The 22,384-nt window shown below is 53.2% G+C and carries 22 protein-coding genes and 3 tRNA genes; 1 reads left to right on the top strand and 24 read right to left on the bottom strand.

Annotated elements, in window-relative coordinates:
- Positions 1–189: 189 nt before the first annotated feature.
- From WMO23_RS04950 to WMO23_RS04855, 20 genes are all read right to left on the bottom strand, one after another.
- Positions 190–630 (bottom strand): Lrp/AsnC family transcriptional regulator, encoded by a 441-nt coding sequence (locus WMO23_RS04950; RefSeq protein ID WP_014015117.1) that lies wholly within the window; start codon positions 628–630, stop codon positions 190–192.
- A gap of 129 nt (positions 631–759) precedes the next feature.
- The gene (locus WMO23_RS04945; protein WP_020311508.1) at positions 760–1,707 is read right to left on the bottom strand and encodes an FAD:protein FMN transferase; all 948 of its coding nucleotides are present in this window, start codon (positions 1,705–1,707) and stop codon (positions 760–762) included.
- A 117-nt stretch (positions 1,708–1,824) separates the two neighbouring features.
- Positions 1,825–2,682 (bottom strand): RnfABCDGE type electron transport complex subunit B, encoded by an 858-nt coding sequence (gene rnfB / locus WMO23_RS04940; protein ID WP_020311509.1) that lies wholly within the window; start codon positions 2,680–2,682, stop codon positions 1,825–1,827.
- A 21-nt stretch (positions 2,683–2,703) separates the two neighbouring features.
- On the bottom strand, positions 2,704–3,276 hold the full coding sequence (locus WMO23_RS04935; RefSeq protein WP_020311510.1) for an electron transport complex protein RnfA: 573 nt from the start codon (positions 3,274–3,276) through the stop codon (positions 2,704–2,706).
- Positions 3,276–3,899, bottom strand: a complete 624-nt coding sequence (gene rsxE / locus WMO23_RS04930; RefSeq protein ID WP_020311511.1) for an electron transport complex subunit RsxE — start codon at positions 3,897–3,899, stop codon at positions 3,276–3,278. Before rsxE ends, WMO23_RS04935 begins: the two co-directional genes overlap by 1 nt.
- 2 nt (positions 3,900–3,901) lie before the next feature.
- Complete coding sequence (locus WMO23_RS04925) at positions 3,902–4,453, bottom strand: RnfABCDGE type electron transport complex subunit G (RefSeq protein ID WP_020311512.1); 552 nt, start codon at positions 4,451–4,453, stop codon at positions 3,902–3,904.
- A 1-nt stretch (position 4,454) separates the two neighbouring features.
- Positions 4,455–5,486, bottom strand: coding sequence for an RnfABCDGE type electron transport complex subunit D (locus WMO23_RS04920; protein ID WP_036201110.1), 1,032 nt, complete (start codon positions 5,484–5,486; stop codon positions 4,455–4,457).
- Positions 5,487–5,503: 17 nt separating this feature from the next.
- Entirely contained in the window at positions 5,504–6,859 is a 1,356-nt protein-coding gene (gene rsxC / locus WMO23_RS04915; RefSeq protein WP_349173382.1) for an electron transport complex subunit RsxC, read from the bottom strand.
- 578 nt (positions 6,860–7,437) lie between these two features.
- The gene (gene pyrG / locus WMO23_RS04910) at positions 7,438–9,048 is read right to left on the bottom strand and encodes a CTP synthase (protein WP_020311515.1); all 1,611 of its coding nucleotides are present in this window, start codon (positions 9,046–9,048) and stop codon (positions 7,438–7,440) included.
- Positions 9,049–9,114: 66 nt separating this feature from the next.
- A complete protein-coding gene (gene argS, locus WMO23_RS04905; RefSeq protein ID WP_020724050.1) occupies positions 9,115–10,779 on the bottom strand; it encodes an arginine--tRNA ligase in 1,665 nt (554 codons plus the stop codon).
- Positions 10,779–11,207, bottom strand: coding sequence for a YwiB family protein (locus WMO23_RS04900; protein ID WP_226884957.1), 429 nt, complete (start codon positions 11,205–11,207; stop codon positions 10,779–10,781). The genes argS and WMO23_RS04900 overlap by 1 nt, the downstream gene beginning before the upstream one ends.
- 85 nt (positions 11,208–11,292) lie before the next feature.
- Positions 11,293–11,487: a hypothetical protein gene (locus WMO23_RS04895; RefSeq protein WP_020310789.1), complete on the bottom strand. Its 195-nt coding sequence runs from the start codon at positions 11,485–11,487 to the stop codon at positions 11,293–11,295.
- A gap of 11 nt (positions 11,488–11,498) precedes the next feature.
- A complete protein-coding gene (locus tag WMO23_RS04890) occupies positions 11,499–11,849 on the bottom strand; it encodes a helix-hairpin-helix domain-containing protein (protein WP_239639642.1) in 351 nt (116 codons plus the stop codon).
- A complete protein-coding gene (locus tag WMO23_RS04885; protein WP_239639641.1) occupies positions 11,846–12,742 on the bottom strand; it encodes a putative DNA modification/repair radical SAM protein in 897 nt (298 codons plus the stop codon). The genes WMO23_RS04890 and WMO23_RS04885 overlap by 4 nt, the downstream gene beginning before the upstream one ends.
- A gap of 277 nt (positions 12,743–13,019) precedes the next feature.
- Positions 13,020–13,175 carry a hypothetical protein gene (locus tag WMO23_RS04880; protein ID WP_014015129.1) on the bottom strand — a complete coding sequence of 52 codons (156 nt, stop codon included), beginning with the start codon at positions 13,173–13,175 and terminating at the stop codon, positions 13,020–13,022.
- A 12-nt stretch (positions 13,176–13,187) separates the two neighbouring features.
- Complete coding sequence (locus WMO23_RS04875) at positions 13,188–14,423, bottom strand: FprA family A-type flavoprotein (protein ID WP_292107760.1); 1,236 nt, start codon at positions 14,421–14,423, stop codon at positions 13,188–13,190.
- A 126-nt stretch (positions 14,424–14,549) separates the two neighbouring features.
- Positions 14,550–15,833 (bottom strand): hypothetical protein, encoded by a 1,284-nt coding sequence (locus tag WMO23_RS04870; RefSeq protein ID WP_239639704.1) that lies wholly within the window; start codon positions 15,831–15,833, stop codon positions 14,550–14,552.
- Positions 15,834–15,859: 26 nt separating this feature from the next.
- Positions 15,860–16,534: a hypothetical protein gene (locus tag WMO23_RS04865; RefSeq protein WP_020311526.1), complete on the bottom strand. Its 675-nt coding sequence runs from the start codon at positions 16,532–16,534 to the stop codon at positions 15,860–15,862.
- Entirely contained in the window at positions 16,531–18,345 is a 1,815-nt protein-coding gene (locus WMO23_RS04860) for a DUF2157 domain-containing protein (RefSeq protein ID WP_020311525.1), read from the bottom strand. The genes WMO23_RS04865 and WMO23_RS04860 overlap by 4 nt, the downstream gene beginning before the upstream one ends.
- A gap of 413 nt (positions 18,346–18,758) precedes the next feature.
- The gene (locus tag WMO23_RS04855; protein ID WP_014015134.1) at positions 18,759–19,205 is read right to left on the bottom strand and encodes a universal stress protein; all 447 of its coding nucleotides are present in this window, start codon (positions 19,203–19,205) and stop codon (positions 18,759–18,761) included.
- A 260-nt stretch (positions 19,206–19,465) separates the two neighbouring features.
- Here WMO23_RS04855 and WMO23_RS04850 point away from each other — a divergent pair, with 260 nt between their 5' ends.
- The gene (locus WMO23_RS04850) at positions 19,466–20,833 is read left to right on the top strand and encodes a sodium:proton antiporter (RefSeq protein WP_071601852.1); all 1,368 of its coding nucleotides are present in this window, start codon (positions 19,466–19,468) and stop codon (positions 20,831–20,833) included.
- Positions 20,834–21,127: 294 nt separating this feature from the next.
- On the opposite strand, the gene WMO23_RS04845 is transcribed toward WMO23_RS04850, so the two are convergent.
- The 4 genes from WMO23_RS04845 to speE all read right to left on the bottom strand — a co-directional run bounded on the left by WMO23_RS04845 (position 21,128) and on the right by speE (position 22,309).
- Positions 21,128–21,203: transfer RNA gene (locus WMO23_RS04845), tRNA-Lys, on the bottom strand.
- 5 nt (positions 21,204–21,208) lie between these two features.
- Positions 21,209–21,283: transfer RNA gene (locus tag WMO23_RS04840), tRNA-Gln, on the bottom strand.
- Position 21,284: 1 nt separating this feature from the next.
- Positions 21,285–21,360 (bottom strand) — tRNA-His (locus WMO23_RS04835).
- Between the two features lie 100 nt (positions 21,361–21,460).
- Entirely contained in the window at positions 21,461–22,309 is an 849-nt protein-coding gene (speE, locus tag WMO23_RS04830; protein ID WP_020311523.1) for a polyamine aminopropyltransferase, read from the bottom strand.
- Positions 22,310–22,384 lie beyond the last annotated feature (75 nt).

Genomic DNA, 22,384 nt, shown 5'->3' with positions numbered 1-22,384 from the left:
CTATTGTGTTAGTTATGGGAAAGAAGGAAGGCTGCAACAAAATGAGCAAAAAAACTCATTTTGTTACAGCCCCTTTTATCGTAGGGGCCGTCCCAAAGGGCGGCCCGTTCTGGTTAGTTGTTAGCGGTTCGTCAATGTCTGCGGGGCGCCCTTGGGGCACCCCCTACGAACTACGAGGCACGACGCTCTTTACACATTCCATTCTTCCTTCAGTGTCGACAGGCACATGAAGGTCTGGGACGAGGCGACCGTCGGGATTTCGTTCAATACCTGCATGAGGAAGTGTTCCAGGTCATCCGGTGTCTTGACCAGCACTTTGAGCAAGTAGTCAAAGGCGCCGACGACGTGGTGACATTCCAGGACTTCCGGGTACTGGACGATTTTCGAGCGGAATTCTTCGACATCGCCAGAGCGTTCGAGATTGACCATGATGAAAGCCGTCACGTTGTAACCGGTCTTGCGGCGGCTGATTTTGGCACCGTAGCCTTCGATGATGCCGTTGTGTTCCATCTTGCGGATGCGTTCGGCAACAGCCGGAATGGACAGGCCGACGACCTTGCTGATTTCCGTAGCCGAAGCTTTGCCATTGTGTTTGAGTATCGTTAAAATTTTGTCATCGATATGATCCATATGTAGATACTACCCTCCATAATTTCTAAAATTTACATATCTATTATCTTACAAACGAATGAAAAAGTAAATAGACTTAAAGATATTAATTTTTTTTCTGCTATACTTTTTACTTCTATGGAGGCTGGTTTATTCCGAATCGGAAAGATGGAAATCACTATTCAAATCAGAGAAATTATCGGCAAAGCCCTGGGTCATGTAGACGGCATTGTCACTGCCTGTGATTTCACAGTTGACGCCTTCCATGCTGCTTGCCAGTTCCATCCCCTTCTGCGGTCCCAGGACGAAGACGATAGTCGTCATCATGTCGCTGAGCATGCCTGCATGAGGTACGGAACCGTCGATGACGACAGAGTCGCTCATGACGCCGGACCGGGCGGGATAGCCCGTGCGGGGGTCGAAGATATGGTGGTAGCGGACGCCATCCTGGATGAAATAGCGTTCATAGTCGCCTGATGTGGACAGGGCCTGGTTCTCGATGGATACGATGCCCAGGAAGCTCTTGTCGTCGTCAGAGCGGGGATGTTTGATACCAATGCGCCAGGGCTTGCCCTTGGTCGTCTTGCCGACGGCATACATCGAGCTGGCGCCGAGGTTGATGAGGCCGCTTTCGATGTGGTGTTTTTCATAAATCTTGCGGATTTCATCGACAGCATAGCCTTTGGCCACGCCGCCCAGGTCGATGGCCATGCCCGGTTTAGCCAGCATGACGCTGTGGTCTTCCGGCCGCAGGAGGATGTCCTTATAGTTGACCTTCATCAGGGCCTGGGAAATCTCATCGGCTGACGGCACGTGCTGGTCGTCGTTGCCGATGCGCCATAAATTGGTCATGACGCCAACGGTAATGTCCCATTCGCCCTGGCTCTTGGCCGAATAATCCTTGGCGTATTCAATCATTTCATAAATGGCCGGGTCGACCTGGACGTATGCTTTGCCGGCAGCGGCATTGATACGGCTTACGTCGCTGTCTTCATTCTGTCCTGCCAGTTTGTCCAGCTGATTCAGGCGTTCAAAGCCTTCATCGACTGCTTCTTTGGCTTCTTTCCCGGACGCCCGCAGGGAGACCGTCGTATCCATGGCGACACCGCTCCTATCAAAAGAAGACTCCGGATGCAGACTGCATCCGGAGCAACTAAGGATGATGAGGAACGCCATGGTGAGAAGAACCCATACATACCGTTTCTTATCCATGTATTAACCTACGTTTTCTTCTTTCTTGAAAGAGCCTTTGATCATTTCGTTGATGGCACCAGTCGGGCACTTGGTCAGGCAGGTAGCATTGTCACAGGTATGGCAGATGTCCTGGTTGACGACGGCCAGATGGTCGATGATCTTGATAGCCCCTTCTTCCTGATGCGAGCAGTTACGCATGCAGGAACCGCAGCCGAGGCACAGGGCCTTGCAGTTCTTCATAGCCGGAGCGCCGAAATCTTTGGAGCTGCAGCTGATGCTGACTTTGGCACTGATCGGCAGGAGTTCGATGACGTGGTTCGGGCAGACAGAAGCGCATTTACCGCAGCCTGTGCAGAGCGTCTTGTTGACGACAGGCAGGCCATTTTCGCCCATGCTCATAGCACCGAACGGGCAGGCACGCGTGCAGTTGCCGAAGCCGAGACAGCCGAATTTACAGAATTTCGGGCCCTGCTGGACGATCTTAGCAGCCGCGCAGTCATGAACACCTTTGTATTCATAAGCCAGTTTGGCAATGCCATTGCCGCCGCGGCATTTGATGTGAGCGTATTTCGGTTCCGTAGCTTCAGCGACTTTGCCTGTCAACTTAGCGACGACAGCAGCGACTTCAGCTTTACCAGGAACACAGAGGTTAGGCGGAACGTTCGGGTCGAGGACGACGGCTTCCGCATATTTTGCACAGCCGGCGAAACCGCAGGCACCGCACTGGCCCTGAGGAAGTGCTTCTTTTACTTCGCCGATGAGCGGATTTTCTTCCATGGCAAATTTCTTATCAGCACTTGCAAGGATAAAGCCGAAGACGATACCGATGCAAACCATGACGCCGACAGCATACATAGCTATCGTTGTATAATCGTACATAATCTAATTCACTCCTTTGCCTTAAATCATACCGGAGAAGCCGAGGAAGGCCAGGGACATCATACCGGCGACGATGAAAGCGATTGGTGTGCCTTTCAGAGCGTGGGGAACAGCGGCATAGTCCAATTTTTCACGGCAGCTTGCCATGAGGATCAGAGCTACGGCGAAGCCGAGGCCTGCGCCAACAGCGAAGACGATGTTTTCCAAGAAGTTATAACCGCTGGTGACACTGATGACCGGGACGGACAGGACGATACAGTTCGTAGCGATCAGCATGAGGTAAATGCCCCACATGTTATACAAGGTCGGCGATTCTTTCTTGATGACGATTTCCAGTAACTGTACGAAACTTGCGATCAAGATAACGAAGGAAATCGTGCGCAGGAATTCCAAATGAAGCGGTACCAGGACTAAGTTGTACAGGCACCATGCCAGGATAGTACTCATAGTGATGACGGCAGTGACGGCGAAGCCCATGCCGACAGAGGCGTTCAGGTTCTTGGAAACGCCGAAGAAGATACACAAACCGAGGAACTTGGTCAATACGAAGTTGTTAATCAAGACAGCCCCGATGAACAGCGTAAAGTATTCCATTATCCTTCACTCCCTTTCAGTTGTCTCTGTCTTTCAACATGTTCATTCCAGATTTTGAAACCAGCCATGATGAAACCGATGAGCATGAAGGCTCCAGGCGGCAAGGCCATGATCAGAGCCGGCTGATAGGACGGACCGAAGACAGGGATACCAAAGAAGGTACCGTTGCCGAGGATTTCACGGACGAAGGAAATGAGGAACATAGCAATGGTGAAGCCAATGCCCATGCCCATGCCGTCGAGGAAGGAAACGACGACGCCGTTTTTCGATGCAACCGATTCAGCACGAGCCAGGATGATAGCAAATACGACGACCAGGTCGAGGTATACGCCCAGGGCTTTGTACAGATCCGGAGCAAAAGCCTGTAAGAACAGCTGTACGCACGTTACGATAGTAGCGATACAGGTGATGTAAACAGGGATACGGACTTTTTTGTTGATCAGCTTGTGAATGATGGAAACGACCGTATTGTTAGCCGTGATGACGAACCATACTGTGCAGCCCATGGTCAGGCCATTGACGATGCTTGTCGTAACGGCAAGGCCCGGGCACAGGCTCAAGGCCAGGACGAAGTACGGGTTTTCTTCAATAATGCCTCTAGTAAATACTTTCCAAAGATTCATTATTATTTACCCCCTAACTCTGCTGCTTTCTGAACAGCCTGTTTAACGCCCAAAGTGAAAGCACGGGAAGAAATGGTAGCACCGGTCATAGCCTGGATTTTATCCTTTTCGCTAGCACTCTTGGTGACTTCCAAGTTTTCCAGTTTTTTGCCTTTGAACTGATCTTTAAACGGAGATTTAGCACCTCTGTCGCCGAGGCCCGGAGTTTCGTTGGCTTCGAGGACCGTGTAGTCCATAACCGTGCCATCCATGGAAACAGCCGTCAGCATCTTGATAGCGCCGCCGTAACCTTTCGGAGCCGTCGGAATGATATAAGCCACTTTCTTGCCGCCCTGTTCAGCGACGAAGGTATCTTTTTCGCCAGGGACGGGATCGAATTTTTCAGCCTGCGGAACGAGGGATTTCATGGAATCCTGTTTCATCTGTTCAGCTTTTTCATAGGCAATCTTGCTGGTAGCAGCATAGACGACGCCGATGATACAGCCGGAAACCAGGCAGGTCAGGATAAGGTTCATCGCAACCTTGAAGATTCCGCTTTCGTTTTTGTCTGCCATTTTATTTAGCCCCCTTTTTTACTGCGCCAAAGACGGTCGGTTTGACCAGACGGTCGATGAGCGGAGTCAAGGTATTCATGAGCAAGATGGAGTAGCAAACCCCTTCCGGATAACCGCCGAGAGTACGGATGAGGACCGTAATCAGGCCGCAGCCCAATGCGAAGATCATCTGGCCTTTCAGGGTAATCGGAGCCGTGACCATATCGGTTGCCATGAAGAAGGCGCCGATGATGAGGCCGCCAGCCATCATTTCAAAGATTGCAACGTTGACGCCATAGAAAGCACCCATGAGGACGCCGACGGTAGCGATCATGATGACCGGAACCTGCCAGTTGATGTAGCCTTTGTAGATCAGCCACAGACCACCGAGGATGAGGAGGACTGTCGACGTTTCACCGAGGGAACCGTTGCGGAACCCGAAGAATAAGCTCTGATAAATGCTGCCCCAATCGTTAGTACCGAAGAGATTGAAGAGAGCATCTACGCCGCCGTGTTTGAAGACGTTCAGCGGTGTAGCCCCAGCGACACCGTCGATGACGGTCCCATTGAGCTGGGTCCAGGTCGTCATGGCGATCGGCCAGGAAACCATCAAACCAGCACGGCCGACGTGAGCCGGGTTGAAGATGTTGTAGCCAAGGCCGCCCATGGCCTGTTTACAAACGACGATTGCCAGGAAGGAACCGATGATGCTCATCCACCAGGGAAGGCTCGGCGGGCAGCACATAGCCAGGAGAAGGCCCGTGATGACGGCAGAACCATCTTTGATGGTGACGCGTTTGTGCATCAGTTTTTCCCATAAGAATTCAAATACAACTGCCGAGACAATTGCGACGATGATATTGACGAGAGCATTGACACCGAAATAGTAGACGCCGAACGCAGCAGCCGGTACAAGGGCGGCGACGACATTCCACATGATCTTAGGAATGGTTTCGTTACAGCGAACATGCGGTGAAGATGCTACGGTAAGTTTAAATTCCTGCATGTCTTTAGCATCCTTTCCATTTGTTTGTCCTTTAGCTTCTGGACTCATGATATCCCTTCTTCCAATTAGTTCTTGGCTTTCTGTGCTTCAGCTTTAGCCTGCGCTACGCGCTGGATAGCTTTGCACTGGCCTTTCGCATTGCGGATATACTGGACAATGTTACGTTTTGCCGGGCAGGTATAGACACAGCTGCCACATTCAACACAGTTCATGACGCCGTATTCCATGCATTTATCCCATGCCTGACAGGACGAGAAGATGCTGAGCTGGCTCGGAATGAGGCCCATGGGACATGCTTCTACGCAACGGCCGCAGCGGATGCACGGAGATTCTTCGCCGACCTGGCATTTTTCCGGAGAGAGAGCCAGAATACCGGAAGCCCCTTTGGTGATCGGCACATCGAGCTGATACTGGGCCAGACCCATCATCGGGCCGCCGGCGATCAGGCGATCCGGCTGTTTGGAGAAGCCGCCGCAGTAGTCGATGGCTTCCTGGAAAGTCGTACCGATACGGAGACGGAGGTTCTTCGGTTCTTTGATGCAGTCACCGGTAACGGTCGTAAGGCGTTCGATGAAGGGGATGCCCTGGCAGACAGCATCGGTGATGGCAATGACCGTACCGACGTTGCTGACGACGCAGCCGACGTTCATAGGAAGTCCGCCCGGTTCGACCTGACGACCTGTGCAGGCTTCGATCATCATCTTTTCAGCACCCTGGGGGTACTTCGTCTTACAAGCGAGAACCGTAACTTCAGGAATATCTTTGAAAGCTTCGGTCAGGTTCTGGATGGCTTCCGGTTTGTTGTCTTCAATGCCGATGAAAGCCTTCTTGACGCTGAGGACTTTCATGCAGATCTGGACGCCCGTGACGAGTTTGTCCGTCGTTTCCTTTTCGACCATGGCACGATAGTCACAAGTCAGATACGGTTCACATTCGGCACCGTTGACGATGAACGTATCGACCGGTTTGTTCGGAGCCAATTTGACATGAGCCGGGAAAGTAGCACCGCCGCAGCCGACGACGCCGGCTTTCTTGATGAGTTCCAGGATTTCCTTGCTGTCGAGCTGTTTCCAGTCGTGAGCCTGGGGAATCCCTTCTGCCCATTCATCTTTGCCATCTGCTTCGATGACGACAGCCATGCATTTGACCATCATGTTGTGCGGCATAGGCGCAACTTTGATGACTTTGCCGGACGTAGATGCATGGATGTCGGCATGCAAGAATGCGTCACTCGTCCCGATAAGCTGGCCTTTCTTGACCAGGTCACCGACTTTGACGGTCGGCGTACAAGGCGCACCAAAGTGCTGGCTCATGGGAATGACGACTTGAGCCGGTACTGCCGGGGTTTCTATGGCTTTGTCTTTTGCATAGATCTTGCCATCGTCAGGATGGACCCCACCTCTTTTAAAGGTATTCAACATCAAAAATCACCTCATTATTATATAATGAAAAATAATAAAAACATGAATCATGCTTTCAATCGCTTACATTATATCATTATGTAGCATATTATTCAATGTGAAAATCAGAGCAAAGTTACACATTTAACTTATTTTTATGACCTGCCGGGCGCAGGAAAAAGAAGTCAAAAATTGTCCGGATACAAAGAGATAACGTAGTTTACATTTCCGTATACGTCACCTGTTTTGTATAGTATAAAGGCCGTTCTTACCCTATTTTATAAGGATGCATAATAACAAAAAATAGTTTATTTTTCATGTCGCCGTAACTAACTTTTATCGTATTTTGACGGCTCTAGAACAACTTGCCATACGTTCAATAAATCACATATATATGCATCCTATATGCGTCTGCCGCATAGACGCGAAAAAGGCGCTGTCTTATGACAGCGCCTTTGGGAGTATTAAGTTTGCAGTTTGTAGTTTTTAGTGAAGTTTTTTAAATTTAAAGCCATCTTCTACAAACTCCGTACTACAAACTATAAATTAAAAGGGGCCTGGCATGATGGCAGAACCCTTCATGCGGCGGCCCCCACTAATTATTCCCCTTTTAATTCTAAAGCCGTTTTGATCAGGCCTTTGAATAACGGATGGGCTTTGGTCGGGCGGGATTTGAATTCCGGATGGAACTGGCAGCCTACAAACCAGGGGTGATCCTTGAGTTCGACGATTTCTACCAGGCGGTCGTCCGGCGATGTGCCCGAGAGGACGAGGCCGGCGTTGACCATTTCCGTGCGGTATTTATTGTTGAATTCCCAGCGATGGCGATGGCGTTCGTAAATGAGGTTGGTGCCATAGACTTCATGGGCCTTCGTACCTTCGGTCAGCTTGCAGGGATAGAGACCGAGGCGCATGGTGCCGCCTTTATCGGAGATGTCGACCTGGTCGGGCATGAGGTCGATGACCGGGAATTTGGCATCTTCATGGAATTCCGACGACGTAGCGCCTTCGAGGCCGACGACGTGGCGGGCGAATTCCATGACAGCGCACTGCATACCCAGGCAGAGGCCGAGGTAAGGCACGTTGTTTTCACGGGCATACTGGACGGCACGGATCTTGCCTTCGACGCCGCGGTTGCCGAAGCCGCCGGGAACGACAATGCCGTCGATGCCTTTGAAGACTTCTTCCATCGAGAGGTTCGGGTCTTCCAGAGTTTCCGAATCGATCCAGTGGATATTGACTTTCGTCTTATAGGCGATGCCAGCATGGTTCAGAGCTTCAGCGACGCTGAGGTAGGCGTCGTGGAGGGCGACGTATTTACCGACCAAGGCGATTTCCAGGGTCTTTTCCGTATTGTAAATGGCATGGACCATTTTCTTCCAGTCTTCCATATCGCAGGGACGATTGGGCAGGTCGAGTTTTTCCAGGACGATGCGGTCCATCCCTTCTTCCGACAAGAGGAGGGGTACTTCATAGATGCTGTTCAAGGTCTTGTTTTCGATGACGGCATCTTTGTCGATGTCGCAGAACAGGGCCAGCTTTTCTTTCATTTCATCCGACAAGGGGCGTTCCGTCCGGCAGACGATGATGTCCGGCTGGATGCCGATGCTGCGCAGTTCCTTGACGCTGTGCTGGGTCGGTTTGGTCTTCAGTTCGCCAGCAGCGCCGATATACGGTACGAGTGTGACGTGGATGTACAAGACATCATTGCGGCCGACTTCCTTCTTGATCTGGCGGATAGCTTCCAGGAACGGCAGGCTTTCGATGTCGCCGACAGTACCGCCGATTTCGGTGATGACGATGTCCGCATTGTCATCGTCGCCGACGCGGTAGACGCGGTTCTTGATTTCATTGGTGATGTGCGGGATGACCTGGACAGTATGGCCCAAATAGTCACCGCGCCGTTCTTTCTGCAGGACCGACCAGTAGATCTTGCCGGTCGTGACGTTGGAGTTCTTGCCGAGGTTAATGTCGATGAAGCGTTCATAGTGACCGAGGTCGAGGTCCGTTTCCGTGCCATCGTCGGTGACGAAGACTTCGCCGTGCTGGTACGGGCTCATCGTGCCCGGGTCGATATTGATATAGGGGTCAAACTTCTGGATCGTGACCTTGTAGCCGCGGTTCTTCAGCAAACGGCCCAGCGATGCTGCTGTAATGCCTTTCCCTAACGAAGAAACGACGCCGCCTGTGACAAAGATGTATTTAGCCATATTTCCTCCCTGTTGAGCTTCTGCTCATCGAATCAAAAATCAATCAATAACTTTTATTTTATTATATTACATTTTTTCAGGAGCAGAAACCCCTAAAATAGCCAAACTGTTGGCGATAGTGATGCGGACTGCCGTGACCAGGGCCAGACGGGCTCTTTCCAGATTCTTGTCTTCCTGGATGATGCGGCAGTGGTTGTAGAACGTATGGAACATACCGGCCAGTTCGTGGACGAAGTGGGCAATGCGGTGCGGTGCCCGTTCGCGGGCGGCACGCTGGACTTCTTCCGGGAAGGCGGCCATCTTCTTGATGAGTTCCAGTTCGTATTCGTTGGTCAGCGTATCCCATTTGACGTCGGACCAGTCCGTGCTGAGGTCGGCGCCGGCTTCCTTGGCCTGACGGTAAATGCTGTAGATACGGGCATGAGCGTACTGGATATAATAGACCGGGTTTTCGTTGCTGTGCGATTTTGCCAGGTCCAGGTCGAAATCGAGCTGCGTATCCAGGGAACGCATGATGAAGAAGTAACGGGCTGCATCGGTACCAACTTCTTCGATGAGTTCGTTCAGCGTAATGGCCTGGCCCGTGCGCTTGCTCATCTTGACCGGTTTGCCGTCGCGGAAGAGGCTGACCATCTGCAAGAGGAGCACTTCCAGCTGATTGACGTCATAGCCGAGGGCCGCCATGGCCGCTTTGACACGGGCTACATAGCCGTGGTGGTCGGCGCCCCAGATATTGATCATCTTCTTGAAGCCCCGGTCGTATTTATTCTTATGATAAGCGATATCGGCAGCCAGATAAGTCGGCACGCCGTTGTCGCGGATGACGACGCGGTCTTTGTCGTCGCCGTAATCCGTCGATTTCAGCCACAGGGCGCCGTCCTTTTCATAAATCTTACCCCGTTCTTCCAGGACCTTGCAGGCTGCCTGGATGGCATCGGGATGGAGGGTCCGTTCGCTGAACCAGTTGTCATAATGGACGTTGAAATGGGCCAGGTCGCGTTTGAGGGCCTTGAGCTTTTCGGCATAGGCCCGGTCCTTGAAGAGTTCCAGCCGTTCTTCTTCAGGCATGTCCAGGTATTTGTCACCGTCCTGGTCGATGATGGCCTGGGCCGTTTCGATGATGTCGTGGCCGTGATAGCCGTTTTCCGGGATTTCTGCCGGCTTGCCCAACAGTTCCAGGTAGCGGGCATTGACGGAAGCGGCCAGGTTGTTCATCTGGTTGCCGGCGTCGTTGATGTAGTATTCGGCCTGGACGTTATAGCCCGCAGCCCGCAGGAGATTGACCAGGGCACTGCCATAAGCGGCGCCGCGGCCGTGACCGACGTGGAGCGGCCCTGTCGGGTTGGCACTGACGTATTCGACCTGGATCGTGTCTTCTTTGCGCAGCGGTGCATGGCCATAGGCATCGCCGGCAGCCAGGATCTGTTTGAGCGTATCGTAAATGACGTCATTCTTCAAGAAGAAGTTGATGAAGCCGGCACCGGCGATTTCCGCATGGTCGAGCCAGGGATAATCCATGCCGTCGACGATGGCCTGGGCAATGAGTCTCGGTGCTTTATGGGCGACGCGGGCCGACTGCATGGCAATGTTGCTGGCGAAGTCGCCGAATTCCTTCTGCGGCGGTACTTCCAGTGCGACGTCGGGATAGTCGCCGGCTGGAAGAGTGCCGGCTGCAATAGCCTTGTTCAGGGCTTCCGTAATGCCCTGCTTCAATAAATCCTTCATTTCCATTACGCTTGATCCTCCTGCACGGTTATGGTTAATTGTGTATAATTGGCACTGACGCCTTCGATATGGACGTCGTAGCCCAACTGAATCGTACCGACTCCATCGAGCAAGTCGGCGCGGCATTCATAGGTCTTCATCTGCACGTCGAACGTGCCGACCGGTGTGTCATACTGGGAGCGCGTCACTTTTCCCTTGCGGAATTCCTGACGCTGGCGGAGCTTCCCAAGGCGCAACAATAAGACGGACCCTCCGGGTAACACCTTGATGACCGTCGTAACGCCCTTCATTTCCGTCAGCTCGCTTTCTTCGTAGACGATGTACTGCGTCCCGTCCTTGACGTAAAACTTACCTTCGGAAACGAGCTCCATTTTCAGCTCTTCTCCCTCTTTGTTACGTTGGATACTTTTTACACTTACTAAGACAGGTTTCAATGTATTCCACCTTTCCTATCACAAATCCAATGTTACTATTATATAACAAGTGCTGGGAAAAAGAAATACTTTTTTTCACTTCATTTCAATCAGAAAAGACCAATACTTCTTGGGCATATAACTGCGGCGCAGGGCCTCGTTGCGGCACGATGGCCTGGCCCAGGTCGAAGATATCTGCCCGGACAGCCGGCTGGGCCTGGTCTTTTCTGAGCAGCGCTTCGTCCCGGTCGATGACGGCCGACAAATAGCCGAAAAAAGTTCCATCATAACTGTAAATCATCGCTACCGCTCCTAAAACAGACTCATCGGTTCATAAGCCGTCTGGGCTGACGGCCGGGCCAGGAGCAGCTGGCGGATGCGGACCGGGTCCGTCGTCGCTCCATAATATTTTCCCTTGCAGGTAATGAAATACTGGGCCCTCTTGAGGACGATGCCCAGGCGGCGCAGTGTGTCATACGACAAGAAAGCCTGGCTCCGGGCCGCACAGATGCGCCGGGCCGAGGTGACGCCGATGCCGGGGACGCGCAGCAAAGCGTGGTACGACGCCCGGTTGACTTCGACCGGGAAAAACTCCGGATGGCGCAGGGCCCAGCAGGCCTTGGGGTCCAGGTCGAGGTCGAAATCAGGCGCCTCGTCAGTCAATATCTCATCGGCTTTGAACTGGTAGAAGCGCAGCAGCCAGTCAGCCTGGTAGAGGCGGTGCTCCCGCAGGAGCGGCGGCTTGGCGATGGCCGGCAGGTTGGGCCGGTCACGGCCGGGACATAAGCCGAATAATAGACGCGCTTCAATTCCACCTTATCGTATAAGGCCTGGCTCAGGCGCAGGATCGTCCGGTCGCTGTCCGGCGTCGCACCGACGATGAGCTGCGTCGTCTGGCCGGCCGGGACGAAGGAAGGCGCCTTCTTATGATGTTTCTTCTCTTCCCGCCGCTCCAGGATGCCCTGGCGAATGTGCCCCATGGGACCGAGGATGTTTTCCTTCGTCTTCTGCGGCGCCAGCAGGCGCAGACTCGGCGCCGACGGCAGTTCGATGTTGACGCTCAGGCGGTCGACGTAGCGGCCCAGTTCACGGATGAGCTGGGCACTCGTCCCGGGGATGCCCTTCATGTGGATGTAGCCGTTGAATTTCTTTTCGTCCCGCAGGATGCGGGCCGTCCGGATGAGGAGCTCCGTCGTATAGTCCGGCGAACGATAGACGCCGGAACTGAGGAACAGGCCTTCGATGTAATTGCGCCGGTAAAAGGCGATGGTCACGTCGGCGATCTCTTCCGGCGTCAGGATGGCCCGTTCCGCTTCCCGGCTGGCCGCGTTGACACAGTAGGCACAGTCGTAGATACAGCGGTTGGTCATGAGGATCTTGAGGAGCGACACACAGCGGCCGTCAGCCGACCAGGTATGGCAGATGCCGCAGACAGCCCCATTGCCGATGCCCCCGGCCTGGTTGGCCCGCCGGCTGCCGCTGGACGAACAGGACACGTCGTACTTGGCCGCGTCGCTGAGAATATGCAGTTTCTGTTGAATCCGGTCCCAATCCATGATAAAGCCCCCCTCTTTTCCTTTATCATAGCATAAGGCCGGCCCTATTGCAAACGTATGTTTTGATTGGCCGGTCGCCAGTCGCAGGTCGCAGGGCACATCTGTCTTTCGTAGGGGCTCGCACGTGGCGAGCCCGTCCGGAATATGAAAATTTTCTCGCCACTAGGCAAAAGCGGGCGCCCCCCGGGGGCGCCCCTACATTTGCGGTCTGCGGACTGCGAACGGCGGGCGCCCCTACAGCGGAAAAAGGACTTGCCCATAGGGCAAGTCCTTTTCCTTACATATGTAATCCTTCGCGTAATTTTTCAAAGATTTTCTGTTCGTCTTCGGTCAGGTCGCGGCCCAGGTCGATGTGGAGTTCTTCCCCATTGCTGCGGGCCTTGTCCTGTTCGTGCTTATCGCCGCTCTTGGCGCTGTCGTCACGGATAATCACGCTTACACCACCTTAGATCAAAGTTTTCGGATCGGGATAGTCTTTAATGCTTTCAGCCAGTTTATCGGCCAGTTCGTCGAGTTCACATTCCTGGTCGTCGCGGAGAGACGATTTCATATCCATCGTCGGTTCCAGGAGTTCGCAGCATTTGAACTGATTTTCGACGTAGTCGACCATGGTCTTATAGGCAGCTGATGCCCAGCTGTGGCAGGCGATGACGCCGATCGTGCGTTTCTGGAACATGAGGGTCTTCAAGTCGTGGAGGAAGTTTTCCATGGGCAGGAAGAGGTTCAGGTTGTACGTCGGAGCTGCCAGGACGAGGTGGCTGTATTCCCAGGCTTTAGCCGTGATGTACGACGAATGGATCTTGGCGACGTCGTAGAGGCGGATATCCTGGATGCCGCGCTGGCTCAATTTATGGGCCAGGACGCAGGCAGCCCGTTCGGTGTTGCCATAGATGGACGAGAAAGCGATGACGACGCCTTTCTTTTCCGGTACGTATTTAGCCCAGTGGAGGTATTTGTCGATGATATACTTAATCGTAGCCGGCGTGCGGAATACGAAGCCGTGGAGCGGGCAGATGAAGTCGATAGGAAGGCCCGATGCCTTCTTGAGGACGTTGACGACCTGCGGGCCGTATTTGCCGACGATGTTGACATAGTAACGGCGGGCCGAATCGAGGTAGTTTTCTTCAAAGTCGACCTGGTCTGCATAGACGTTGCCGACCGTACCGAACTGGCCAAAGGCATCGGCACTGAAGAGGACGTGATCCGTCAAGTCATAGGACATGATGACTTCCGGCCAATGGACCATCGGCGCTTTGACGAACTGCAGGGTATGTTTACCCAGAGCCAGCTGGTCCCCTTCCTTGACGGCGACATAGCGGTCCGTCATGGGATGACGGAAGAACTGTTCAAAGAGCTTGAAGGTCTGCGGCTGGCCGATAATCTTGGCGTCCGGATATTTTTCCAGGAGAGCCAAAGCCGAGCTGGCATGGTCCGGTTCCATATGCTGGAGGACGAAGTAGTCCAGTTTACGGCCTTTGAGCAGGTATTCGACGTCTTCCAGGAATTCGTCACGGCACGATTTATCCATGGCATCGACGACACAAGTCTTTTCGTCATCGATGAAATAGGAATTGTACGCAACGCCTTCGGGAATCGGGAAAATCCGTTCAAACAATTCCGTACGGAAATCGTTGCAGCCCATCCAATAAATACCATTTTTAATTTCTTCTACACAATGCATACTGATATGACCTCCTTAAAAAGTACAAGCAGCATTCATGCTGTAATGTCAATTCTCATACCCATATCATACCATCTTTTGGACAAACAGGAAATACTAACAAGAAAAAAAGTTAATTAAAAATCTTTATTGTTTATTTGTTTTACCCGTATCGCGATTGTTATCGGACGACTGGCGGCTCTTCGACGAATCGGAACTCTTGGTCGCATTCGTCGACTTATCGTCAGACCGGCTGCGGGTCGTGCTCTGGGACTCGGAAGCCGATTCACTGCGCCGCGTTTCCTGAGAGGAGCTGCGGCTCGGTGCCGATGCGCCGATGGAATCCGCTTCGGCTACGACATTGTCGATGAGCTGTTCCAGGACATCGCGGTCGGCCTGGGACAGGTTGGTGCTTTCACTGAGCATGTCCTTGGCCTGCTGGGCCAGACTCTGGGCCTGGGAACGAGCCGAGCTGCGGCTGATGGAGCCGTTGCGGTACTGGACCTTCAAATTGCGCAGTTCATTGGAAATGTCATTGGCCTTGCTGCGGATGCGGGCCGCTGCCATTTCGCCGCTGCGCTGCTTACGGGCATCGGCATCTTGCAGGCGCTTGTCTTCTTCCCGGTTTTCCAGCAGTTCTTCCTGCTGCTGTTCGGCCACTTTATCCAGCGACGCTGCCGTCACATGGGTCCCGACGTAATATTCATAGCCCATGTAGCCCAGGATGATGATAGGGATACAGAGGAGCATCATTTCCAGTTTGCGCATATGCGCTGCCCGTTTCCAGCTGATGACGTTCTTGCGGCGGTGTTCCATGATGAGGACGATGATCAGGACCAGGACAACCAGGAACAGGGCGATATAGATGAACAATTTATGCCAGACCGTGGCCTGGAGCTTGATTTCCGTCGGATTGGAATTGGACAGGTTCCACAAATAGGTACTGCCCTGGTCATCGGCTTTATCGCTGTTGCTGACGACGCGGGTCCCCGACGGGAAGGAGACGATGTATTCCAGGTCGACGCCATTTTCCGGCATCGGCGCGCCTAAGCGCAGGGTCTGGATACTATTTTCATCAAAATTATAATCAATGTAATAAGTCGAACAGATGAGGCCATCGTGGGTCTTGTGGACAATGTGGTCGACAGAGCTCTTGCTGGCTCCATCCTTGGTAATCGTTTTCATAGCCCGGAAGCCTTCGCCATTATCATTGTTATAATCCATAATGGTATAATTGCGCTTCTGGAATTCATCGGCATCGGCTTTCAAATCTTTCTGCCCCTTAGCCGAATCGGAGACTTTCAGGACATCCTGTGTTTCGCTGCCATCGTCGTGGATGATGGTCTGCGCCCGGAACCCCGATAAGAGGAAGAACGCTGCCAACAGCATGACTGTCATAGCAATCTTGGCAATTCTCGCGTACGCTTTCATAAAATTCTCGCTTTCTTTCTGTGCCATCATTCTTCTTTCGGCGGTACCATGCCGGTATCGACGAGGTGAGGCCGGTCAAATAAGGTCTGGGCCTCTTTTTCCTGGCGGGCCTTGGCCATGGCGGCGCCATTGCTGATATTTTCCAACGGGATTCCATTGACGAAGATGCCTTCGATGACGCCTTCGCCCCGCTTCATGCGGATGCTGGCGATGACGCTGTCATCGGGCTGGAGGTTGTAGATGCCATCGGTCAGCTCCGGTGCCATGCGATAGCGGTCAAAGCCAACCTGGAACTGGACAAAGCCATCCTGATAGGACACGACAGTGGCCTGCATATAGTCGCCGCCGACGAAAGGCTTCGACGCCGAAGCCCCCTGGATTTCCATGAGGCCCGACGTATCCCGTGAAATATAGACGTAAATCTGCTGTCCCTTTTCAGGCGGCGTATCGTCCTTCCACTGCGTCGTGTCTTCGGGAAAAACGACGCGGACGTAGTCCGTCCCAAAGGCGGATACTTCCAGCCGCGGGACGCAGCGCCACTGATAGGGGATGCCATCGACGGCGATGTTATGCCAGCGCCAGCCCATATAGGCGACGACGGCGAACTGGACGAGAACAACGAAGACGAAAAAGATCCAGCGATAACGGCCATCCAGTGAAAAGGAAAAGTGGAATCCCTGCAAAGGCAATGGAAATTTCATTTCATATCGCCTCCTTGGTGAGACCACGGCGAGTGGGTAAAGTATTTTTTCCGTTTCGGTGCCGACTTCATCGAGCTCCACGGCGATTCCGTAACCCGCGTCTTTTCTTCCGCTTCCGGTTCCTGAGGAACAGCCATTTGCTGGGGCACGGCTTCCGTCTTTTCATGGACTGTCGGTGTGACCGGCGACGCCGGCGTTTCCGGCGTTTCTTTCTTTACGTCATCAGCGGGTGCCGTGAAAGTAAATGCCGGCGGTGCTTCTTCCGGCTCGGCCGGGACGGGCGGCGCTTTGGGCAAATCGTCGGACGTCTTTTCCCCTGCCGGTTCGGCAGGCAGTCCCAATTCAGCCGGCGACGGGATGCGTACCTCTTTCATCCACTCGGCCAGGGTGTCGACATCGCTGGCGGCATCCTGAGCCTGCCAGGACGGTGTCTCTTTAGGCGGAAGTTCGTCCTGTTTTTCTTCGCCTTCACGGCGGACGCGCGTCGACGAATGGCGCAGACCTGCCCGCCGGGCAGCGCGCAAGGCGGCAGCCGCCTTATCCTTGCGGGTCCGCTTGAACTGGAAGATGATCAGGGCCAGGACGACGATGGCCAGGAGCGGTGCCAGCGGGGAGAACTGCGTCCCGAAAATAAAGGCCAGCACCAGGCTGATGAAGATGACGACGCCAAATTTCATATGGAGGCTGTGTCCCGGCTTGAAGCCCTGAGACGTTTCAAAGAAACCTAATACGACCATGTACAGCGACGAAAGGACCAGGGGAATCGACGAATAGAGCCCGGCCCGGACGAGGATCGTTTCAAAAGCCAGGATAAATGGGACCGCCAGGTACAGGACCGGTCCCCACAAGCGATTCTTTACGGTCTGGGCCATGAGGGCGATCATGACGGCAAAGAGGACGAGCGTCACCAAGGCCGTGACCCAGTGAAAGGCATGGACCCGGGCAATGCCATACCAAGCCGCAGGCAGGCAGGAAATGAGCAGCGAGCCGGCAGCGGCAAAGCGGCCGAACCAGCGGAAGGGTACGCCCCAGGACTGATGGATGTCGATGGAATAACCGACGAGCATGATGGTGACGGCCAAACTCCCCAGCATGAGGAAAGGGATATAGTCCGTCGACCTGGCTGCCAGGCCAAAAGCAGCAAAGACGGTAATCGTCATGACCCAGGAAAAAATAGACAGGCGCCGTTCATCACGCATGGTGATGAGGGTATCATAAAAGGGCACGGCCAACAGGAGGAAAATCCACAACAGCGCCGTCCCGCCCAGCGTATTCAGTGGCCCGCCGGCAGCCGTCCAGTACAAGAGAGCCAGGTCATAGACGACGAGGGCCGCAATGGACCGCAGCAGATAGACGACGGGCAGGCAGAGGATGGCGCAGACGGCGACGTAGGCCGTCACATCCCAGCCGATATAGAAAGACTGCTCGGCCATTGCCAGGACGGCAAAGACGCCCAGGCAATGGACTAGGGCCACGCCTTCGGCGACGAGGCTCCCCTGCCGTTCCTGGAACATGGCGGCGCCGACACCGATCTGAGTAAGCAGGAGCAGGCCACAGGCCAGGCCCATGCGGACCGTAAGTGATACATAGTACCAGAACTGGGAAAGGCCCCAAATCAGGGCGATACCGGCAGCGGCCAGGCCGATGACGGCCAGCAGGGCATATAAAGGCAGGGTCGTCAAAAGAGGGTTCCTTTGTTCGTCCCTGCCGTAAGATTTTCGTATTTTTTGCTGGGATTCTTCACTGATCCAGCCCTTAGAAACCCAGTCAGCGACCTTGCGGTCGAGCCATTCGTTGGTATTTCGTTTCATACTTGCCTCCCAGGCACCTATCCCGGAACGAGGCAGTCCGGGACCCTATACTCATGAATAGGTTTTGTGTAATCAGGCAAAAAAAGGCATACCTGTGTACTCAGTATACCACAAAAAGAACGATTCCCCTATGGCGTAACGTAAAATTTTCAGAAAAAAGGCGCTATCCTATGAAGACAGCGCCTTTTTTCTGTAGGGTCGCCACGTGGGGCGCCCGCTTCGGGACATGTAAAATTTTCCAATCAGTTTGCTAGATGAATCATCCAAATTCCTAACGGGTCGCCCACGTGGCGACCCCTACAAACTTCATACTACTTTTTAGTGGTTAGTGGTTAGCGGCTAGTGGTTAGGGGTCAGTAACGCAGGTCGTCTCTCCGCGAACCACGAGCCACGAACTACGAACCACTAATTACTTATTTAACGATCAATACAGGGCAGACGGAATGGGTGACGACGTAGCTGCTGACAGAACCCATGAACAAGCCTTTCAACGGCCCGAGGCCGCGGCTGCCCATGACGATGAGGTCAGCATTGTACTTCTTGGCTACCGACAAGACGGCCGGTCCCGGAGAACCGACTTCAAAGACACTCTTGACTTCGATGTTCTGGGGAATGGATTTGGCGAATTCGTCGAGGATACCTTTCCCTTCTTCTTCCATGTCCAGTGCGACCTGTTCCGTTACATAGCCGCTGGCATTGGGGATCTGGTCGAAGTTAGAAATGACCGATACGATATTGGCGACATAGACCAGTGTAATCGTAGCCCCTAACGACGAAGCGATGACGACGGCATGTTCCAGCGCACGTTTCGAGTTAACCGAACCATCCGTCGGCACGATGATGTTATTATATTTTTTCATATGAATCCCTCCTTATTAAGGCCTGTTCTTATCCTTAACATATATATTCGCCATGACTTTTACGGATTCCTTCTTTGTCATCCAATTTTTTCAGAAAATGCCTGCTTTTTATTTTTATAAAATTATTTAGCTTCTACTTAAATGACTATGCGAAATCTGAAAAATGAGTATAAACTTTCATGTCTCTATGCTATAATACTGAATATGATTGTAAAATTTTTAAGTTTCTCTGCAATCAGATAATAAGAAAGGTGGTTTTTATGACACATGAACTCGTAAGTGCGACCTTGCCCGTATGGAGTATCATCCCATTCGCCGGGATGCTCTTATCCATCGCCATCGTCCCCCTCGTCCGTCCGGAATGGTGGGAAAAACACATGCTCGGCGCTGCGTTCGCCTGGTCTCTTTTATTCCTCATCCCCTTCGCCGCTGCCTATGGCGTCGGTGAGTCGTGGTTCCGCCTGCTCGAATCGGTGCTCCTCGACTACATCCCCTTCATCGTCCTCCTCTTCGGCCTGTTCGTCGTCGCCGGCGGTATCGCCGTCTGCGGGACCTTAGCCGGGACGACGAAAATCAACTGTCTCCTGCTCTTCATCGGCACCTTCCTGGCCAGCTGGATCGGTACGACCGGCGCAGCAATGCTGCTCATCCGTCCTATCATCCGGGCCAATGCCTGGCGCAAGAACAAAGTACACCTCATGGTGTTCTTCATCTTCCTCGTCGCCAACATGGGCGGCTGTCTGACACCGCTCGGCGACCCGCCGCTGTTCATGGGCTTCCAGCGCGGCGTCCCCTTTACCTGGACCTTCCATCTCCTGCCCATCCTGATTTTCAACCTGGTCCTCATGTTCGCCTTATTCGCCGTCATCGACAAGCATTTTTATAATAAGGAAATAAAAGAAGGCCGTACGCCGCTCGACTTGATCGATGAAAACGACAAGCAGCCCCTCCGCCTGGAAGGGGCCCACAACCTCATCTTCATCGCCATGATCATCGTCGGCGTCCTGGCCAACGGCCTCCTGCCGGATATGTTCCCGGCTTTCGCCAACGGCGCTGGCCTGCACATTTACGACGAAATCGTCTTCCCCTATGCTACACTGGCAGAAATCGTCATCATCCTCGTCGCAGCCTTCCTCTCCATCAAGACGACGAAGACGTCGACGCGGGAACTCAACGAATTCACGTATGCCCCTATCCTGGAAGTCGCTAAGCTGTTCATCGGCATTTTCATCACCATGATCCCGGCCCTGATCCTGCTCAAGGCCCATGGCGCTGAACTGGGTCTGACCCATCCGTGGCAGATGTTCTGGGCAGCCGGTGCCCTGTCGTCCTTCCTGGACAACACGCCGACATACCTGGTCTTCCTCCAGATGGCCGGTGCCCTCGGCGCTACCCAGGGCATCACGACCTCTGTCGGGACCGTATCCCAGCTCATGCTGGAAGCCATCTCGGCCGGTGCCGTCTTCATGGGTGCCAACACGTATATCGGCAATGCACCGAACTTCATGGTCAAATCCATTGCTGAAGAAAACAAGATCAAAATGCCGAGCTTCTTCGGCTACATGGGCTGGTCCGTCGCCATCCTCATCCCGTTGTTCATCATCGACACCGTCGTTTTCTTCCTGTAAGTTGTGGCTAGTGGCTCGTGGTTAGTGGCTAGCGGTCCCATGGACCGCATTTGTAGGGGCCGTCCCAGCGGGCGGCTGACGCTGGCTGCTCGCTATTTCTCCATCAGAACGTAAACAAGGGACTATCGCATAAAGGCTTATGTCATTATGCGTAGTCCCTTTTATCTTATAGTTTGTAGTTCGGAGTTTGCAGTTTGCAGCAGATGGTTTTAAATTTTTAACCATCCACTACAAACTAAAAACTACAAACTTCAAACACAAAAAAGCTGTCGCAAAAGCGACAGCTTTTTTAACTGGTGATCCATCCGAGATTCGAACTCGGGACACCCTGATTAAAAGTCAGGTGCTCTACCAGCTGAGCTAATGAATCATGGCTGGCAGGGGTAGCTGGATTCGAACCAGCGCATAGCGGAGTCAAAGTCCGGTGCCTTACCACTTGGCTATACCCCTATGGGGCGAGTATAGGGATTCGAACCCTAGCGTAACGGAGCCACAATCCGCCGTGTTAACCACTTCACCATACCCGCCATATTAGATTATCTGCGTCGGCCGCGCTGCATTAGCGCCGTCAACGTAGATAATCTTACCACGAGTCGCTCACAAAGTCAAGCACTTTTTCAAACTTTTTTAGCGTTCTTTTTCACCGTACAATAAATCTTTGACGAAATTCGGCAGGACGAAGGCGCTCTGCTGGATGCCTTCGTTATAGTACCGCGTCGGGAAGGTCCGTTTACGGTTCGGCTGCCACGTAAGGGGATCGTATTTCTTCGAGCCCATGGTGAAGCAGTGCATGCCTGACGGATAGAGGGGGATGAAGGCCGTGTACAGGCGGGTGATGGGGAAGATGTCCGACACGCAGTCGAAGATATCCTTGACCAGCTTGCGGTGCATGAACGGCGATTCGGTCTGCTGTACGAAGAGGCCGTCGTCTTTGAGGGCCCTGAAGGTATCCTTGTAGAAATCATACGAGAACAGGCCTTCGCCGGGACCAACAGGGTCCGAGCAGTCGACGATGATGACGTCGTAGTAATTTTCTGCTTCCCGCATGAACGCGATGCCGTCGCCGACTTTGACAGTCAGTTTCGGGTCGCCTTCGATCATGGCCTTGGCGATTTCCGGGAAATACTGCTTGGATAATTCGATGACCTTGCCGTCGATGTCGACCATGGTGACCGATTCGACTTCCGGATGGCGGACGGCTTCCCGGGCAGCGCCGCCATCGCCGCCGCCGATGATGAGGACTTTCTTGGGATTGGGATGGAGGAACATGGGGATGTGGACGATGCTTTCATGGTACATGAATTCATCTTTGATGGACGTCTGGAAAACGCCGTCCAGGACGAGCATACGGCCGAATTCCTTAGAATCGGCGACGATGATATCCTGGAACTGTGAATGGCCGCGGTAGAGGATATCCGACACTTCCGTCGTCAAATCCAGGTAGGGGGACTGATGTTCCGTTACGAATTTTCTCATGACAAGGCTCCTTTATCATATAAAGTATAGTTTTCATTAAGACATTGACACTTTTATTCTACCATATTTACCACC

The sequence above is a fragment of the Megasphaera intestinihominis genome (assembly GCF_040096415.1).
Classification (GTDB): Bacteria; Bacillota; Negativicutes; order Veillonellales; family Megasphaeraceae; genus Megasphaera; species Megasphaera intestinihominis.
This window is presented reverse-complemented; position numbering and strand designations above follow the sequence as displayed.

Coding starts and splice junctions, on each gene's coding strand:
- WMO23_RS04950 (WP_014015117.1), bottom strand. CDS start 630: ATGGATCATATCGATGACAAAATTTTAACGATACTCAAACACAATGGC.
- WMO23_RS04945 (WP_020311508.1), bottom strand. CDS start 1,707: ATGGATACGACGGTCTCCCTGCGGGCGTCCGGGAAAGAAGCCAAAGAA.
- rnfB (WP_020311509.1), bottom strand. CDS start 2,682: ATGTACGATTATACAACGATAGCTATGTATGCTGTCGGCGTCATGGTT.
- WMO23_RS04935 (WP_020311510.1), bottom strand. CDS start 3,276: ATGGAATACTTTACGCTGTTCATCGGGGCTGTCTTGATTAACAACTTC.
- rsxE (WP_020311511.1), bottom strand. CDS start 3,899: ATGAATCTTTGGAAAGTATTTACTAGAGGCATTATTGAAGAAAACCCG.
- WMO23_RS04925 (WP_020311512.1), bottom strand. CDS start 4,453: ATGGCAGACAAAAACGAAAGCGGAATCTTCAAGGTTGCGATGAACCTT.
- WMO23_RS04920 (WP_036201110.1), bottom strand. CDS start 5,486: ATGAGTCCAGAAGCTAAAGGACAAACAAATGGAAAGGATGCTAAAGAC.
- rsxC (WP_349173382.1), bottom strand. CDS start 6,859: ATGTTGAATACCTTTAAAAGAGGTGGGGTCCATCCTGACGATGGCAAG.
- pyrG (WP_020311515.1), bottom strand. CDS start 9,048: ATGGCTAAATACATCTTTGTCACAGGCGGCGTCGTTTCTTCGTTAGGG.
- argS (WP_020724050.1), bottom strand. CDS start 10,779: ATGGAAATGAAGGATTTATTGAAGCAGGGCATTACGGAAGCCCTGAAC.
- WMO23_RS04895 (WP_020310789.1), bottom strand. CDS start 11,487: ATGATTTACAGTTATGATGGAACTTTTTTCGGCTATTTGTCGGCCGTC.
- WMO23_RS04885 (WP_239639641.1), bottom strand. CDS start 12,742: ATGGATTGGGACCGGATTCAACAGAAACTGCATATTCTCAGCGACGCG.
- WMO23_RS04875 (WP_292107760.1), bottom strand. CDS start 14,423: ATGCATTGTGTAGAAGAAATTAAAAATGGTATTTATTGGATGGGCTGC.
- WMO23_RS04870 (WP_239639704.1), bottom strand. CDS start 15,833: ATGAAAGCGTACGCGAGAATTGCCAAGATTGCTATGACAGTCATGCTG.
- WMO23_RS04865 (WP_020311526.1), bottom strand. CDS start 16,534: ATGAAATTTCCATTGCCTTTGCAGGGATTCCACTTTTCCTTTTCACTG.
- WMO23_RS04860 (WP_020311525.1), bottom strand. CDS start 18,345: ATGAAACGAAATACCAACGAATGGCTCGACCGCAAGGTCGCTGACTGG.
- WMO23_RS04855 (WP_014015134.1), bottom strand. CDS start 19,205: ATGAAAAAATATAATAACATCATCGTGCCGACGGATGGTTCGGTTAAC.
- WMO23_RS04850 (WP_071601852.1), top strand. CDS start 19,466: ATGACACATGAACTCGTAAGTGCGACCTTGCCCGTATGGAGTATCATC.
- speE (WP_020311523.1), bottom strand. CDS start 22,309: ATGAGAAAATTCGTAACGGAACATCAGTCCCCCTACCTGGATTTGACG.